Source organism: Dermacoccus sp. PAMC28757, assembly GCF_014302635.1.
Classification (GTDB): Bacteria; Actinomycetota; Actinomycetes; order Actinomycetales; family Dermatophilaceae; genus Dermacoccus; species Dermacoccus abyssi.
The window spans coordinates 1,748,451-1,764,723 of record NZ_CP060292.1 but is presented as its reverse complement, the minus strand read 5'-3'; the positions used below and the strand labels follow the sequence as shown (position 1 = coordinate 1,764,723).

Below are 16,273 nucleotides of genomic sequence, written 5' to 3'. Positions count from 1 at the left end.
TCCTCCACCCTTCACTGGCGTGCATTGCCCCGCGAAACCTCGCAATGCGCAGATATATCGATCAAATTACCCACAAGGGTGGAGCATCGTCCATCCGACGCGTGCTAATCGAACGCCGCTTCACGCGAGCGCGAAAGACCCGGACTGCCGCACCATCCGCGGTAGAAGGTGAAGAATCGCCGACATCGTTGAGTGTGAACGTGATTCGCAAACTGTGCAAGACCTCACACTCGATTTGCCGCGCAACTTCCTTGTCGTAGACCGCTACTACCGGGATTCTTCGATCTCACCTATCGGACGCTCGTCGTCGGCTTCCAGGCCGGACGCTGAGCTTCGAACCGCTCGATGTCGCCCTCGTGACGCAGGGTCAGCGAGATGTCGTCGAGGCCCTCCATGAGGCGCCAGCGGATGTAGTCGTCCACCTCGAACGGCACGACGAGTTCGCCTGCTGTGATGGTTCGCGACTCCAGATCGACCGAGATCTGAGCGCCCGGCTCGTTCTCGAGGTACTTCCAGAGCAGTTCGACATCCCCTTGCTCGACCTGGGCCGTGAGCAAGCCCGCCTTGCCCGAGTTGCCTCGGAAAATGTCGGCAAAGCGCGAACTGATGACGACCCGGAAGCCGTAGTCCATGAGTGCCCACACGGCGTGCTCACGCGAAGAGCCCGTACCGAAGTCGGGGCCCGCCACGAGAACGGACGCGTCGCGGAAAGCGTCCTGGTTGAGGACGAACGACTCGTCCTTGCGCCAGGACGAGAACAGGCCGTCCTCGAAGCCCGTGCGCGTCACGCGCTTCAGGTACACGGCGGGGATGATCTGGTCGGTGTCGACGTTGCTCCGGCGCAGCGGGGCGCCGACGCCCGTGTGGTGGATGAATCGCTCCATGGCAGTTTCCTCCTCGGTGCTCACAGATCGCCGGGCTCGGCGAGGGTGCCCGCGACGGCGGTGGCGGCGGCGACCTGGGGGCTGACCAGGTGCGTACGACCGCCCTTGCCCTGACGCCCTTCGAAGTTGCGGTTCGAGGTCGACGCGCTGCGCTCCCCCGGCTGCAGTTGGTCGGGGTTCATCCCCAGACACATCGAGCAACCGGCCAGACGCCACTCGGCACCGGCCTCGGTGAAGACCTTGTCGAGCCCCTCGGCCTCGGCGTCGAGGCGCACTCGCGCGGAGCCGGGCACCACGAGCATCGTCACGGAGTCCGCCACCTTGCGGCCCTTGATGACCTCCGCGGCGGCGCGCAGATCCTCGATGCGGCCGTTCGTGCACGACCCGAGGAACACCGTGTCGACGCTGATCTCCTTGAGCGGCTGCCCCGGCGTCAGGCCCATGTACTCGAGGGCGCTGGAGGCGGCGGCCTTCGCCGAGTCGTCACCGAACGACTCCGGGTCGGGAACGTTAGCCGAGAGCGGGAGGCCCTGACCGGGGTTGGTGCCCCACGTGACGTACGGCGACAGCGAGGCCGCGTCGATCGTCACCTCGGCGTCGAACTGCGCGTCGTCATCGGTGCGAAGCTTCTTCCACTCCTCGACGGCGGCGTCCCACTCCTCAGCGGCCGGCGCGTACTCGCGGCCCTCGAGGTAGGCGAACGTCGTCTCGTCGGGAGCGATCATGCCTGCGCGGGCGCCGGCCTCGATTGACATGTTGCAGATCGTCATCCGCGCTTCCATCGACAGGCCCTCGATGGCCTCGCCGCGGTACTCGAGCACATAACCCTGGCCTCCCCCCGTGCCGATCTCGGCGATGACGGCGAGGATGATGTCCTTCGCGCTCACACCCTCGGGCAGCGCACCGTCGACGTTGATCGCCATCGTGCGGAACGGCTTGAGCGGAAGCGTCTGCGTGGCGAGCACGTGCTCGACCTCGCTCGTGCCGATGCCGAAGGCCAGGGCGCCGAACGCGCCGTGAGTGGAGGTGTGGCTGTCGCCGCACACGATCGTCGCGCCGGGCTGCGTCAGGCCGAGCTGCGGGCCGATGATGTGCACGATGCCCTGCTGGGCGTCACCCATCGGGAACAGGCGGACGCCGAACTCCTCACAGTTCTTGCGCAGCGTTTCGACCTGCGTGCGACTCACCGGGTCGGAGATGGGGCCCGGCGTCGTGGGGACGTTGTGGTCCTCCGTCGCGAGCGTCAGATCGGTGCGCCGCACGGCGCGTCCCGCGAGACGAAGGCCGTCGAACGCCTGCGGACTCGTCACCTCGTGAAGCAGGTGAAGATCGATGAAAAGCAGATCGGGTTCGCCTTCGGCGCTGCGCACGACGTGCTGCTGCCACACCTTCTCGGCCAGCGTTTTCCCCACGCGTCCTCCTTCGAATCACCGGGCCGTCCGACCCGCGAGACAAATGCCGTTGCTCAAGCGTTACGCTTTCTGCAGGCCTTTGAACTTGCGTCTCGCGTCATGAGACTGCAATATCAGAACATGGACAACTCTAGTGGAGTCGGCGTTCTCGACAAGGCTGCGATCGTGCTTTCGGCGCTCGAAGCCGGTCCGTCCACCCTGGCTCAGCTCGTGGCGGCCACCGGCCTGGCCCGCCCCACCGCTCACCGCCTGGCCGTGGCTCTCGAACACCACCGCCTCGTCGCACGCGACATGCAGGGTCGCTTCGTGCTCGGCCCGCGCCTCGTCGAACTCGCTTCCGCGGCGGGTGAGGATCGCCTCCTCGCCGCCGCCGGCCCGGTTCTCGGGGCTCTGCGTGACCACACGAACGAGAGTGCGCAGCTCTTCCGCCGTCAGGGCGACCAGCGCATCTGCGTCGCCGCCGCGGACCGCCCCATGGGTTTGCGCGACTCGATTCCCGTCGGCGCGACCCTGTCCATGCAGGCCGGTTCGGCAGCCCAGGTGCTTCTCGCGTGGGAGGAGCCCGACCGCCTGCACCGCGGCCTCCAGGGCTCGAAGTTCACCGCCACGATGCTCTCCGGCGTCCGCCGTCGCGGCTGGGCCCAGTCGGTGAGCGAGCGTGAGCAGGGCGTCGCGTCGGTCTCCGCGCCCGTTCGCTCCCCCAGCGGCCACGTCATCGCGGCCGTGTCGATCTCCGGCCCCGTGGAGCGCGTCTCCCGCCAGCCCGGCCGCCTGCACGCCGCCACGGTCGTCGCCGGCGCCAACAAGCTCACGGAGGTCTTGGCTCGCGCCGCCACTCAGCAGACGAGCCAAGTCACGCCACCTGCTCCGCGCTCCTGAACCCAAGCCTGCAATAGGGCACGACAAAGGGCACCTTTCTCACGACAAATCATGAGAAAGGCGCCCTTTGTTCGCGCGAAGAAAGAATTGCACCTACAGACAAAGAATCCCCGTCACTTGCGTGACGAGGATTCTTTGTCTCAATGTAGCCCCGACGGGATTCGAACCCGCGCTACCGCCTTGAGAGGGCGGCGTGCTAGGCCACTACACAACGGGGCCATGGCCTGCCTGATGCCTTGCGGCTTTCAGCAGCGAGGAAAACTCTAACCGAAGTTGTCGATTTCCCGAAATCACTCGACGAGCGCGCGATCGAGATCGCCATTCTGCGCCAGTGATTTGCGCTGGGGTACCAGGACTCGAACCTAGAACAAATGAACCAGAATCATCCGTGTTGCCAATTACACCATACCCCAAGGGGGTTTCAGCGAACGCGCGCCCCGGCCTTGTGGGCCTCGGCCTTCGTTCCCCGAACCGAGTGAAAACTTTACCGAACGTTGGCCCAGGCGCCAAATCGGCGCCCGGTGCCGCTCCCCCGCTCCGGCCCGACCCATCGAGGGGCGGGGCCGGAGCGGGCTACGGCAACGTCAGAGCGTGGCGCGCAGAGCCTTGAGGCGCTCCATCGTCGAGTGCTTGCCCAGGATCTCCATGGACTCGAACAGCGGCGGCGAGATGCGCTGACCGGAGACCGCCGTGCGCAGCGGACCGAACGCGAACTTCGGCTTGATACCGAGCCCCTCGACGATCGCTTCACGCAGCGCCGCCTCGATGCGCTCGTGCGTCCACTCGACGTCGCTTCCGTCGGGCTTGCCGAGCGAGCCGGAGATCGGCTCGAGCGCCTCGATGGCGGCGTCGATGACCTGCGGAGCCGTCTCCTTGAGCTGCGCGCGGGCGTCGTCCGCGATGGGAAGCTCGTCGTCCTTGCAGAAGAACGGCGCCACGAGGGCCGTGGCCTCCGACAGCAGGTTGATGCGTGTCTGGATCTGCTCGGCGACGAGGTTGAGACGCCCGAGCTCCGGCAGCGACGGCTGCTCCGACAGCACGCCGTCCTTGACGAGGAACGGCAACAGACGCGTGGCGAACTCGCGCGTCGGCAACTCGCGGATGTAGTGGCCGTTGAGCCAGTTGAGCTTGTCGAGGTTGAAGATCGGCCCGACGGTGTTGACCTTGCTCCACTCGAAGTTCTTGCTGAACTCCTCGAACGTGAAGACCTCGCGCTCCGAACCGCCCGTCTCGATGACGGGTGGGTAGCCAAGCAGGGCGAGGAAGTTGAGCAGAGCTTCGGGGAGGTAGCCCTGCTCCTTGAACCACGTCAGGCGTGCCCAGGGGCTCTTGCGCTTGGAGATCTTCGCCTTCTTCTCGTCGCGCAGCAGCGGCATGTGCGCGAACTTCGGCGGCTCCAGGCCGAGGCCGTGGTAGAGCAGGATGTGCTTCGGCGTGGAACTGATCCACTCCTCGCCGCGCACGACGTGGGTGATGGCCATCTCGTGGTCGTCGACGACGACGGCGAGGTGGTAGGTCGGGAAGCCGTCTGCCTTGAGGATGACCTGGTCGTCCGGGCGGGGAGCCTTGACCTCACCACGGATGAGGTCGGTGAAGGTGAGCGGGGCGTCGTCCGGCACGAACATGCGCACGACGGGGTTGTCGCTGAATCCCGTCTCCTTGGAACGCTCTTCGCGCGTCTTGCCGTAGCACATGCGGTCGTATCCGGTGGGCAGCTTCTGCTTCTGCTGGAACTCGCGCATCTCCGCCAGGCGCTCGCTCGTGCAGTAGCAGTAGTACGCCTTGCCCTCGTCGAGCAGCTTCTGGACGTACGGCTTGTACGTGTCGAGGCGCTCACTCTGACGGTAGGGCGCATACGGGCCGCCCTTGTCCGGGCCCTCGTCCCACGTCAGGCCGAGCCATTCGAGCGTGTCGAAGATCTGCTGCTCGGAGTCGGCCTGGAAACGGGCGCGGTCGGTGTCCTCGATGCGCAGGACGAACTTGCCGCCCTGCTGGCGCGCGAACGCCAGGTCGAACATCGCCATGTAGGCGGTGCCGACGTGCGGATCGCCGGTCGGGGACGGGGCGACGCGGAGGCGGACCTCGTCGGGCGTCGCGGGCTCGATGGTTGCAGCAGTCTTGTCGCTCATGATGCTCCCATCGTAGTGGTCGCCCCGGAGTCAGGCCTTGCGCATGACCGCCAGGGTCAGCGATTCCGACATCCACGTGAGGAAGTCGTAGTACGCGGCGAGGAGATCCTCGGGCGAGTTCGGTGCGTCCTCACGCTCCACCTGGCGCGACAGCGCCTCGGCGTCCTCATCGGTACGCAGGCCGAGGCGTTCGGCGAGTACCAGCCGGACGTCGGTCAGAGCCATCATCATGGCGCGCGCCGACGCTTCGTCGAGGACGACCTCACGGGAACCGTCGCTCAACCCGTCCTGCAGGTTGTCGTCGTTCCCCTCTCGTTCCCCGGCATCGTCCCGCTCATCCCGGGCGGCCGGGTCGTTCGCGCGCTCGTAGACGTCGTCCGCGATCGCCGCGGCCTGTTGCTCGTCGACGAAGCCCTCCTCGAGGGCGCGCATGGCGATGTCGAGATTGCGCAGCTTCCCGTCGCGCAGCGTCGATTCGGTGAGGCGGCGAAACTCCGATGCCGCGGCGTCGTCGTTCTTGACGCCGTCGGGCAGCAGTCGACGCAGGGCCGGGTCCTGCGGCGCCTCCCGCTCGGCCATCGAACGGCTGAGGGCTGCGAACAGGTCGTCGTGGGTGTCACCGTCACTCGGCGCGCCCGTGTCGTCTGACTCCCCCGCATCGTCGCTGCCGTCCGACAGGAGCACGCTCGTCTGGTACATGAGCTCGATGACGAGCGAACGCTCGACGTCCTCGAGGAACCCGATGATGCGCGCGTCGTCGTCCGGGTCGCGGGTGAACGCCTGAGCCATCAGCCCTCCTGCTGGTAGGTCGCCCACAGGCTGTAGCCGTGCATGGCGATCGTGTCGGCCTCCATGCGCTCGCGTGAGCCCTTGCTCACCACAGCGCGGCCCTCGGTGTGCACCTGCATCATGAGCCGCTCGGCCTCGGCCTCGGAGTAACCGAAGTAATCCTGGAAGACGAAGCTGACGTAACTCATGAGGTTGACGGGGTCGTTCCACACGAGCGTGACCCAGGCGCGTTCGCCGCTCTCGTGCGGCGCACTACGGGTCAGCTGCTCGGTCAGCTCGTCGAAATCGATGTCAGGGGGCGCGATCGACACGCCCTCCACTCTAGAGTTCTTCACGTGACTTCCAACATCTCGCCCTCGACTGCCCTGTTGACCGACCACTACGAGCTCACGATGCTCCAGGCGGCGCTGCGTTCCGGCGCGGCCGAGCGCCGCAGCGTCTTCGAGGTCTTCGCTCGCAGGCTGCCCGACGGCCGCCGGTACGGTGTCGTGGCCGGAACAGGGCGCTTCCTCGAAGCCCTCAAGAACTTCCGATTCAGCGACGCGGAGATCGACGACCTGCGCGAGCGGGACGTCGTCGACGAGAGCACGCTCGAATGGCTCGCCCACTACCGCTTCTCCGGTGACATCTACGGCTACCTCGAAGGCGAGTGCTACTTCCCCGGTTCGCCCCTTCTCGTCGTGGAGTCGACGTTCGCCGAGGGCGTCCTGCTCGAGACCCTCGCCCTGTCGATCCTCAACCACGACTCAGCCGTTGCCGCAGCAGCCTCCCGCATGACGTCGGCCGCAGCGGGCCGCCCCTGCATCGAGATGGGCTCGCGGCGCACCCACGAGGAGGCCGCCGTGGCCGCCGCGCGTGCGGCCTACGTCGCGGGCTTCGCCACCTCGTCCAACCTCGAGGCCGGGCGGCGCTTCGACGTACCGACCGCCGGCACGTCGGCTCACGCCTTCACGTTGCTGCACGACGACGAGAGGGAGGCCTTCACCACGCAGGTCGAATCGCTCGGCAAGAACACGACGCTGCTCGTCGACACCTACGACGTGACGAACGCCGTGAACATCGCGGTCGAGGTTGCCGGTCCCGAACTCGGAGGCGTCCGACTCGACTCCGGCGATCTGCTCGTCCAGGCGCGCGAGGTGCGGGCCCAGCTCGACTCATTCGGCGCGAAGAACACGAAGATCGTCGTGACGAGCGACCTCGACGAGTACGCGATCGCCGCCCTGGCGGCCGGCCCGGTCGACGCTTACGGCGTGGGCACCTCGCTGGTCACCGGCTCCGGCGCCCCGACGGCCGGCATGGTCTACAAACTGGTCCAGCACTCGGACGACAACGGCGAGATGATCGACGTCGCGAAGAAGAGCAAGGACAAGATCTCCGTCGGCGGGCGCAAGTGGGCACTTCGTCGCCGCAACACCGAAGGGGTGGCCGAGGCCGAGGTCATCGGTATCGGCCAGAAGCCTCAGGACGACGGCGACGACCGCGAGATGCTCGTGCAGCTCGTCCAGGGCGGCGAGGTCATCGTTGCCACCGACGCGAAGACGGCCCGCGAGACCCACGAGCGCTCCCGCGCGGAACTGCCCGCCACGGCGCACCAGATGTCGCGTGGCGAAGCCGTCATCCCGACGCGTTACGAGGGGCGAGGCGTATGAGCGACACCGGCCGCGCCCTCGTCGTCGTCGACGTGCAGAACGACTTCTGCGAAGGCGGCTCTCTGGCCGTGGCCGGCGGCGCCAGTGTGGCGGAGGCGATCGCGGATTACGTGGCGCTCTCGTCCTACGACACGCTCGTCGCCACGCAGGACTGGCACGTCGACCCGGGCTCTCACTGGAGCGAGACACCCGACTACCGCGACACCTGGCCCGTGCACTGCGAGGTCGGCACGCCCGGCGCCGAACTGCACCCCGCGCTCGAACCGGTCGAGGATCGCTTCGACGCTCGCTTCCGCAAGGGCCAGTTCGAGGCTGCCTACTCCGGTTTCGAGGGCCACGACGACCTCGACGGCAAGGGCCAGGGCCTGGCCACGTGGTTGCGGGGCGAAGGCGTGGGTGAGGTCGACATCGTCGGCATCGCCACGGATCACTGCGTGCGCGCAACCGCGCTCGACGCCGCGCGCGAAGGTTTTCGCACCCGCGTCCTGCTCGGGATGACGGCGGGCGTCGCGCAGGAGACCACCCACGCCGCGCTCGAGGAGTTGCGCACGGCCGGCGTCGAACTGGTCGGCACACCCGTGGTCAACGGCTGACCGTCGGAACATTGACGAAGGGCGGCTTCCCGGTGGGGAGCCGCCCTTCGTCAATGAGGTGTGTACGTCGTCAGCGAGTGCGACGAACCTCGCTCTTGACCGCGAGGTCGTGAAGCCCCTGACGCTTGGCGTTGCTCAGAGCCCAGAGGATGATGAGCGCCTGGAGGAATCCAGCGACGCCGGAGAAGATCGCAACGAGAGCGAGGGCGTCCGGGCCCCACTTCATGAGCGCGCGCAAAGCCGCCCGTCCGAGCGGCAGACGCTCCTTGGCCCCCTGGGCCGTCCCCGCGGGGACCACGGTGATGCCGAGCGCGCGCTTTCCGACGGTGGCGCCACCGGCGAAGTGCGTCATGAGCACCTCGTACACGAACAGTGCCGCGACGAGCGCACCCGCGAGCGCGAGCGGCGGCGTCATGAGGTCGGCCGGGATGGTCGGCATCTGATCGCCCGCGGACGCCGCGGACATGAACCTGTCGACGTACTCCTGCATCTGCGTCATCCAGTCGCCGAGAAACGGCAGGACGACGAGCGACACCGGCAGCGAGACGATCAGCCTGTCGAGGAAGGTCGCGAGGATGCGGCGGATGAGCCCCGAGGGCTGTCCGACGGTGTTACCGAACGGCGCCGTGCCCGGCTGGGAGCCCTGGAACTGCGGGCCGTGGAACTCGTCGCGGCGCCCCGACTGCTCGGGGCCCCAGTGCGCGGGGTAGGTGCGCGGTTCACCGTCACGGCGTGGCGGCTCCTCGACGTGCTGAACGGGCCGGGCCTCACCGACGTGGTCGAGACCGGGGCGCAGCTTCGGCATGGTGCGGTCGCTCCACAGAATGCCGTCCCAGTAGCGAAGCTGGGTGTCGTCGTCGGGGTCGTCGTACCAGCCGGAGGGGCGCTCGTTCATGCCCCTAGCCTAGGTGTCGCAGGAGCCTGCGCCGGACGCACCGTCTAGCGACGTCCGACGAACCACCGTCGGATGAGCTCGATCCGAGCGCTCACCTGCTCCGACGAGGCGCGGTCGAGCGTCGGCCCGCCGCACTGCTGACGCAGGTCGTTGTGGATGACGGCGTGGGGCTGACCGCTCTTGCGCGCGTACTGCGCGACGAGCCCGTTGAGCTCCTTGCGCTGGTTGGCGAGGGCTCGGTGGGCGGCCACCGGCTCGTCGTCGTCCCGGCGCTTGCGGCCGGACTTCACGAGCTTGTCCTGACGCTGTCGCAGCAGTTTGGAGACCTGATCGGGCTCGAGAAGCCCCGGCAGACCGAGGTACTCCTGTTCGTCCTCGGTGCTGACCTCGAAGCCCATGCCGAACTGCTCGGCGTCGAAGAGGACGTGATCGAACTCCGCTTCGGATTCGAGGGCTTCGAACGAGCCGTCGTCGAGCAGGTCGCCGGAGGCCTTCTCCTCGCGGTTGGCCGCGGCGAGCAGGCCCTCCTCCTCGGACCACATGGCGTCCTCGGGGCTCTCCCCCGGCCTGCTCGGCCGGTCGAGAGCGTGATCGCGCTGTTCCTCGAGACGTGCTGCGTGTTCGAGGATGATCGGCACGGTGGGCAGGAAGACCGACGCCGTCTCGCCCCGCTTACGAGCGCGCACGAAGCGGCCGACGGCCTGCGCAAAGAACAGCGGCGTCGAGGTGGAGGTGGCGTAGACCCCCACGCACAGACGCGGAACGTCGACACCCTCGGAGACCATGCGCACCGCGACCATCCACCGGTCGTCGCTCTTCGCGAAGTCCTCGATGCGGGAGCTGGCCCCGAGATCGTCGGACAGGACGACGGTGGGCTTGGAGCCCGTGATCGCCTCGAGGGTTCGCGCGTACGCCCGTGCCGCGGTCTGGTTGGAGGCGATGACCAGCCCACCAGCATCGGGTACATGGCGGCGCACCTCTGACAGGCGTTTGTCTGCAGCCTGGAGAACCGACGGGATCCAGGCGCCGTTGGGGTCAAGGGCCGTGCGCCACGCACCGGCGACGGCGTCCTTCGTCATGGGGGTGCCGAGACGCGCGGCGATCTCGTCGCCCGCTCGCGTTCGCCACCGCATGTTGCCGCCATAGGCGAGGAAGAGCACCGGCCGCACCACGCCGTCCGCGAGTGCCTCCGCGTAGCCGTAGGCGTAGTCGCTCGCACTGCGCCGAATACCTGCAGCGTCGTGTTCGTAGCGCACGAAGGGAATGGGGCTGGTGTCGCTGCGGAACGGTGTTCCGGTGAGGCAGACGCGTCGAGTGGCGCCGTCGAAGGCGACACGCAGAGCATCGCCCCAGCTCTTGTTGTCACCGCCGTGGTGCACCTCGTCGAGGATGACGAGCGTGCGCGTGCGCAGCGTGCGGATGCGGTGCACCTCGGGGTTGCTCGCCACGCCCTGGTAGGTGAGCGCGACACCGTGGTAGTCGGAGGCCTCGTCGACCTGGCGGTTGGTGAACTTGGGGTCGATCTGAATGCCGACGCGGGCAGCGGCGTCCGCCCACTGCGTCTTGAGGTGCTCGGTGGGCGCGACGATGGTGACGCTGTCGACGATGCCACGCCCGAGCAGCTCCGTGGCGAGGCGCAGAGCGAAGGTGGTCTTACCGGCGCCCGGCGTTGCGACGGCGAGGAAATCGCGCGGGTTGGTCTCGAGGTAGCGCTGGAGCGCGCCGGCCTGCCAGGCACGCAGTTTCCCGGCCGTACCCCAGGCTGCCCGCTCCGGAAAGGCGGGTGACAGATGCTCTGCAGCCGAAGTACTCATAGGCCGCCAAGTCTACCGGCGACCACCGACAGCCCGGACGCCTCCGAGGGTGGCTCCGACCACGCCGCCGAGCCCGAACGAGCCCTCAGCGAAAGGACCGAGCCAGCGGTGCCAGGAAGAGGACGAGCACCATGGGGATGGCGAATCCGTAGCGCAGCGAGTCGTTGCCGACGGCACCGGTCATCACGGCGCCGAGGATGCCACCGAGGTAGTTGAACTGGTTGAACCGGGCGATGATCGCGTCCACCTTGGCGCGCACGGCCTCGGGCTCGGACAAGGTCTGCTCACGCGCGATCTTGGCCGCTGCGGAGAAGGCGAGAGGTGCCACCGTCGAGAGGCCCAGGCCGGCCACGGTGAAGCCGAGCACGGCGATGAGCGGGTGGGGCGCGAAGACCACCACGCCCAACCCGGCGGCACCGACGAAGGCCGCGGAGCGCACGAGATTGGCGGCGCCGAAGTGTTCTGCGAGGCGGTCACCGGAGGCGCGCCCCACGAGAGACGCGACGAGGTACGGCAACGTCGCCACGGCCACGAGCGCCGCGCCCGAACCGAAGACGTGGTGGAGGTAGCTCGGGCCCCAGGTCGTGGCGGCGGTGTCGACCATGTAGAAGAGCACCATCGCGATCCCGACGGGCAGGATGCGACGCCACGGCACCTTGGAGCCGTCGTCACCGATCGGGGTCACGGGGCCGGCACCGCGCACGTACGGCGCAGCGACCAGAGCGAGCGGCACGAGAACTCCGGCAACCGCGACGGCCTCGAAACTCCAGTTCTTCGTGAGGAGCGCGAGCACCGTGGCTGCCACGCCACCGCACGTCCACGCGGCGTGGAACGTGGGCATGATCGTGCGCCCGTAGGAGTGCTCGAGACCGACACCCTGCATGTTGGTGCCCGCGTCGGCGAGGCCGAGGGCGATGCCGTAGGCACTCATCCCGACAGCCAGGAGCGCCACGGATGGCGCCGCCGCCATCGCGGGGACACTGAGCACGACGAGCGCGAAGCCCAGACGCAGCGCCAGAGCACTTCCCCGTCGCGGTGCAATGCGCTCACCGAGGAGGGAACCCACGCCTGCGCAGAGGACGAGCGCCAACATGAGGAGCGAGAAGTCCCCCGGGCTGAGGTCGAACCGCTCCTGAAGCCGCGGCAGCTTCGTCGTGAGCAGGATGAAGACGAACCCCTGACCGGCGAAGGCAGCCGCGACCGCGGCGCGACGTCGACCGAGATCGGCTCGGGTGACGGAACTCATACGCGGATGGTGCCACGCCGCCACCGCACTCGCGCGCAGTTGGTCGCATGTTCGAGACTCTGCCCACGCCTCGGACGGCGCTCACTCGTCAGGTCAGTGTCGAAGAGAAAACACCAGCGGCCACCGCGTGGGTGTCCGCTGGTGGAAGCGTTGTCTACTCGCCGCCGTCCTGCGGTGCTCGAAGTCCCTGGTAGATCTCCTTACAGGTCGGGCAGACCGGGAACTTCTCGGGGTCGCGCCCCGGCACCCAGACCTTGCCGCACAAGGCGACAACCGGCTCACCCGAAAGCGCCGACTCCATGATCTTCTCCTTGCGCACGTAGTGCGCGAAGCGTTCGTGGTCGCCGGGCTCGGAGAGCTGGTGCTGCGTCTCTTCGCGTTCGAGCACGGCCGTCGACGTGCCCGGTCCGCCGAGTCCGCCCGGGTTTCCGGGGTCGCTCTGCGGCGCGTTCGGGTCGTCGATCGAGGAGTTCGTGACTGGGGCGCTCATGGCCGCCAGTGTAGACCTGGCACACAGGCACCACGGCGAAGTGCGTCCCGGCTCCCGGGGGCTCCAACTCAGTTGAGCGATGGATCGTCCGGGAACGTGGCCATGAGGTTGAGCGGGAACGGCTGGCGCCTCACGATCCGCTGCCACAGCGTGTCCGGATCGTCGTCGAAGAGGTCGCCGATCTCGTAGTCCGCCACGAACCACCATTCATCGGCGAGTTCGGCGTCGAGCTGGCCCGCCTCCCAGCCGGCCGAACCGGCGAAGACGCGCATGCCAGCTAGCTGAGCTGCCACGAGGGCCGGTGGAGCGTCGAGGTCGACGAGCGAGAGCGAACCGAACAGACGGGTCGTGCCGAGCACCTCGTCGCGGCCCGGGACATTGGCCAGGGCGATGGCCCGGTCGAGACCGACAGGACCGCCTTGGAAGAGACGGTCCGGTGCAGACACGACGTCCTGCCATCCGGGAAGCACCGAATCCACGCCGGCTTCCAACGGGAAGTCGAGGACGAGTCCCTGCGCGCCCTCATCGTCGTGGTGCAGGACGAAGACGACGCTGCGCGTGAACAGGTCGCCCTCGTCACCATCGTGCGGACGCGGCACGGCGACGAGCAGACGCCCCGTCAATGAACTCACGCGGCCATTGTGGGCCACGCACGTGGGCGGGGGCGAGCCGCCCCGCATCTCGGAGAACGGGCTCGACCCCGCCCGCACGAAGCGGACGGGGTCGAGCAACAGCACTGACGACTGCGATCAGTCGCGGCCTCCGCGGAAACCACCACGGTCGCCGCCGAAGTTCTGACGACGGTTCTGGCGCTCGAAGCCACCATCGATGTCGTCACGGTAGCTGCCACGACGGTCGTCGCGCTCGCCTCGGTAGCCACCGCGGCCACCACGACCGTCACGGTCACCGAAGCGTCCACGACCACCACGGTCATATCCGCCGCGACCACCGCGGTCGTAACCGCCCCGGCCACCGCGGTCGTATCCGCCGCGGCGACCGCGGTCGTAGCCACCACGGCCACCGCGTCCACCGCGGTCGTTGCGCGGCGAGAGCACGCGACGCAGGTCGTCCTCGGAGATCGAGCGACCCTCGGGCGTCGAACCACCGGCGGCGACGATGACGTCGTCACCCGGGCGGGCCTTCACGAGGCTGGTGTCGACACCGGCCTCGTCGAGCAGACGCTGCATCGAGCGACGCTGGTGCGGCAAGGCGAGGGTCACGACGGTGCCCTTCTCGCCCGCACGCGCCGTGCGACCGGCACGGTGCAGGTAGTCCTTGTGGTCGGCCGGCGGGTCGACCTGGAGGACGACGCCCACCTCGTCGACGTGGATGCCGCGAGCTGCGACGTCCGTGGCGACGAGCACCGGCACGCGGCCGTCCTTGAAGGCGGACAGTACGCGGTTGCGCTGGCCCTGGTTGAGGCCACCGTGCAGCGCAGCCGCCATGACGCCCTGCTCACGCAGTTCGTCGGCGACGCGGTCGGCGCCCATCTTGGTGCGGACGAAGACGACGGTGCGTCCCTCGCGGTTGGCCACCTCGGCCGTGACGACCTTCTTGTCGCGCGGCTCGATGATGAGCGCATGGTGCGCCATCGTCGTGACGGTGGCGGTGCCGTCGTCGGTCGAGTGCGTCACCGGGTCGACGAGGTACTTGTCGACGATCTTGTCGATGCCGCGGTCGAGCGTCGCGGAGAACAGCAGACGCTGACCGCCTTCGGGCACGAGGTCGAGGATCTCGGTGATGGCCTCGAGGAAGCCCATTTCGGCCATGTGGTCGGCCTCGTCGAGCACTGCGATCTCGACGCGGGAGAGGTCGGCCGCACCGCGCTCGATGAGGTCGGAGAGACGACCCGGGGTGGCGATGAGAACGTCGACACCGCGCTCGAGGGCCGACAGCTGCGGCTCGTACGGCATACCGCCGGCAACGAGCTTGTGCTTGAGGCCCACGACGTGAACGAGCGGCTGCAGCGCGTCGCTCACCTGCATGGCGAGTTCACGCGTCGGCACGAGAACAACGGCGCGCGGCATGTGGGCGCGGGCCGGGCCGCCCTCGGCGAGGCGCGTCAGCATCGGCAGACCGAAGCCGAGCGTCTTGCCCGAACCGGTACGGCCGCGGCCGAGCACGTCCTTGCCGGCGAGGGCGTCCGGAATCGTGGCGGCCTGGATCGGGAACGGCTTCGTGATGCCGGCGCGCGCCATGCGCTCCACCAGAGCGTTGGGCAGACCGAGGTCGGCGAAGGTGCGTTCGTCGACGGGCTCCGCGTCGGCTGCAGCGGCGTCGATGTCTGCCTCAGCGGTCGGCTCGGCGTCCTCGCCCGGCACGACGATCGGCGCCTCGTCGGTGGGCTCGCCGCCGACGGGGTTCATCTCATCCGTGGCGTCGATGTTGTCGACGGCCTCAGCGTGGTTCTGCTCGCCTTCGGTGCCGGGCACCTCGGAGTCGACGACACCGGCATCGCGCACCGGGGTCTCGAACTGCGCCGACGCAGCCTGCTCGTCGATGTTGGCCGTCGCGAGCTCGTCGCCGGTCGTCACGTTCTCGCTCACGGCGTCGTCGCGAAGGGTCTCGTGGCGGAAGGGACGGTCGGGGCGCCCGTGGCGCTCTCCCTGGCGGTTGAAACCGCGGTCGCCGCGGTCATCGCGGCGGGCGAAGCCACCGTCACGGCGGCCACCGAAGTCACGGCCACCACGGTCATCACGGTTGAAGCCACGGTCTTCACGGCGAGCGAAGCCGCCATCGCGACCGCCCCGCTCGTCACGGTTGAAACCACCACGACGCTCGTCACGGCCCTCGAAACCGCCGTCACGACGGCCACCGAAGTCACGACCACCACGGTCGTCACGGTTGAAACCACCGGAACGACCACCACGGTCGTCACGACGCGCGAAACCGCCATCGCGACCGCCACGGTCGTCACGGTTGAAACCACCACGACGCTCGTCGCGACCCTGGAAACCGCCCTCTCGGCGACCACCGAAGTCACGACCACCACGGTCGTCACGGTTGAAACCACCGCGTCGCTCGTCACGCTCGTCGCGGCGCTGGAAACCACCGTCACGACGGCCACCGAAGTCACGACCACCACGGTCATCACGGTTGAAACCACCGGAACGACCACCACGGTCATCACGACGCGCGAAGCCACCATCGCGACCGCCCCGCTCGTCACGGTTGAAACCACCGCGTCGCTCGTCACGCTCGTCGCGGCGCTGGAAACCACCGTCACGACGGCCACCGAAGTCACGACTACCACGGTCATCACGGTTGAAACCACCACGACGCTCGTCGCGACCCTGGAAACCACCGTCACGGCGGCCACCGAAGTCACGGCCGCCACGATCGTCGCGGTTGAAGCCGCCCTCACGGCGGCCGTTGGACTCGTTGCGCGCGCTCGTGCGGCGCGCTCCCTGCTTGTCGGCGTGCGACCAGCGGGGCTTCTTGTTACCTGAATTGTTGGGCTTGGGAGCCATGAGTTCACTCACTCTCGGTTGCA

General features: G+C 68.1%; 15 protein-coding genes and 2 tRNA genes. 4 read left to right on the top strand and 13 right to left on the bottom strand.

The genetic code is table 11. The features are described from left to right. Positions 1-290: 290 nt before the first annotated feature. Together leuD and leuC are read right to left on the bottom strand one after the other, a co-directional pair. Positions 291-884: a 3-isopropylmalate dehydratase small subunit gene (gene leuD, locus H7F30_RS08450; protein WP_187034562.1), complete on the bottom strand. Its 594-nt coding sequence runs from the start codon at positions 882-884 to the stop codon at positions 291-293. A gap of 20 nt (positions 885-904) precedes the next feature. Then, positions 905-2,296, bottom strand: a complete 1,392-nt coding sequence (gene leuC, locus H7F30_RS08445) for a 3-isopropylmalate dehydratase large subunit (protein ID WP_187034560.1) — start codon at positions 2,294-2,296, stop codon at positions 905-907. A 120-nt stretch (positions 2,297-2,416) separates the two neighbouring features. Here leuC and H7F30_RS08440 point away from each other — a divergent pair, with 120 nt between their 5' ends. Next, positions 2,417-3,175, top strand: coding sequence for an IclR family transcriptional regulator (locus H7F30_RS08440; RefSeq protein WP_187034558.1), 759 nt, complete (start codon positions 2,417-2,419; stop codon positions 3,173-3,175). Positions 3,176-3,321: 146 nt separating this feature from the next. On the opposite strand, the gene H7F30_RS08435 is transcribed toward H7F30_RS08440, so the two are convergent. From H7F30_RS08435 to clpS, 5 genes are all read right to left on the bottom strand, one after another. Further along, positions 3,322-3,394 (bottom strand) — tRNA-Glu (locus tag H7F30_RS08435). A 122-nt stretch (positions 3,395-3,516) separates the two neighbouring features. Next, positions 3,517-3,588 (bottom strand) — tRNA-Gln (locus H7F30_RS08430). 171 nt (positions 3,589-3,759) lie between these two features. Next, complete coding sequence (gltX, locus tag H7F30_RS08425; protein WP_187034556.1) at positions 3,760-5,304, bottom strand: glutamate--tRNA ligase; 1,545 nt, start codon at positions 5,302-5,304, stop codon at positions 3,760-3,762. A 30-nt stretch (positions 5,305-5,334) separates the two neighbouring features. Then, complete coding sequence (locus tag H7F30_RS08420; protein ID WP_187034554.1) at positions 5,335-6,093, bottom strand: DUF2017 family protein; 759 nt, start codon at positions 6,091-6,093, stop codon at positions 5,335-5,337. Then, on the bottom strand, positions 6,093-6,404 hold the full coding sequence (clpS, locus tag H7F30_RS08415; RefSeq protein WP_187034552.1) for an ATP-dependent Clp protease adapter ClpS: 312 nt from the start codon (positions 6,402-6,404) through the stop codon (positions 6,093-6,095). The genes H7F30_RS08420 and clpS overlap by 1 nt, the downstream gene beginning before the upstream one ends. 24 nt (positions 6,405-6,428) lie before the next feature. Between clpS and H7F30_RS08410 the strand changes: the two genes are divergently transcribed. Both H7F30_RS08410 and H7F30_RS08405 read left to right on the top strand, forming a co-directional pair. Beyond that, complete coding sequence (locus H7F30_RS08410; protein WP_187034550.1) at positions 6,429-7,742, top strand: nicotinate phosphoribosyltransferase; 1,314 nt, start codon at positions 6,429-6,431, stop codon at positions 7,740-7,742. Further along, positions 7,739-8,335, top strand: a complete 597-nt coding sequence (locus tag H7F30_RS08405; protein ID WP_187034548.1) for a nicotinamidase — start codon at positions 7,739-7,741, stop codon at positions 8,333-8,335. Before H7F30_RS08410 ends, H7F30_RS08405 begins: the two co-directional genes overlap by 4 nt. Before the next feature lie 70 nt (positions 8,336-8,405). Here H7F30_RS08405 and H7F30_RS08400 read toward each other — a convergent pair whose 3' ends face one another. The 6 genes from H7F30_RS08400 to H7F30_RS08375 form a co-directional block, all read right to left on the bottom strand. Continuing rightward, entirely contained in the window at positions 8,406-9,230 is an 825-nt protein-coding gene (locus tag H7F30_RS08400) for an RDD family protein (protein ID WP_187034546.1), read from the bottom strand. 44 nt (positions 9,231-9,274) lie between these two features. Next, positions 9,275-11,044 carry a DEAD/DEAH box helicase gene (locus H7F30_RS08395; protein ID WP_187034544.1) on the bottom strand — a complete coding sequence of 590 codons (1,770 nt, stop codon included), beginning with the start codon at positions 11,042-11,044 and terminating at the stop codon, positions 9,275-9,277. Positions 11,045-11,129: 85 nt separating this feature from the next. Then, a complete protein-coding gene (locus tag H7F30_RS08390; RefSeq protein ID WP_187034543.1) occupies positions 11,130-12,290 on the bottom strand; it encodes an MFS transporter in 1,161 nt (386 codons plus the stop codon). Between the two features lie 154 nt (positions 12,291-12,444). Then, positions 12,445-12,780, bottom strand: coding sequence for a DUF3039 domain-containing protein (locus H7F30_RS08385; RefSeq protein WP_047311938.1), 336 nt, complete (start codon positions 12,778-12,780; stop codon positions 12,445-12,447). A 68-nt stretch (positions 12,781-12,848) separates the two neighbouring features. Next, positions 12,849-13,412 (bottom strand): YqgE/AlgH family protein, encoded by a 564-nt coding sequence (locus H7F30_RS08380; protein WP_240730148.1) that lies wholly within the window; start codon positions 13,410-13,412, stop codon positions 12,849-12,851. A 117-nt stretch (positions 13,413-13,529) separates the two neighbouring features. Continuing rightward, positions 13,530-15,326 carry a DEAD/DEAH box helicase gene (locus tag H7F30_RS08375; RefSeq protein ID WP_304511089.1) on the bottom strand — a complete coding sequence of 599 codons (1,797 nt, stop codon included), beginning with the start codon at positions 15,324-15,326 and terminating at the stop codon, positions 13,530-13,532. Between the two features lie 21 nt (positions 15,327-15,347). Between H7F30_RS08375 and H7F30_RS15010 the strand changes: the two genes are divergently transcribed. Then, positions 15,348-16,229 carry a hypothetical protein gene (locus H7F30_RS15010; protein WP_304511088.1) on the top strand — a complete coding sequence of 294 codons (882 nt, stop codon included), beginning with the start codon at positions 15,348-15,350 and terminating at the stop codon, positions 16,227-16,229. Positions 16,230-16,273: the final 44 nt, after the last annotated feature.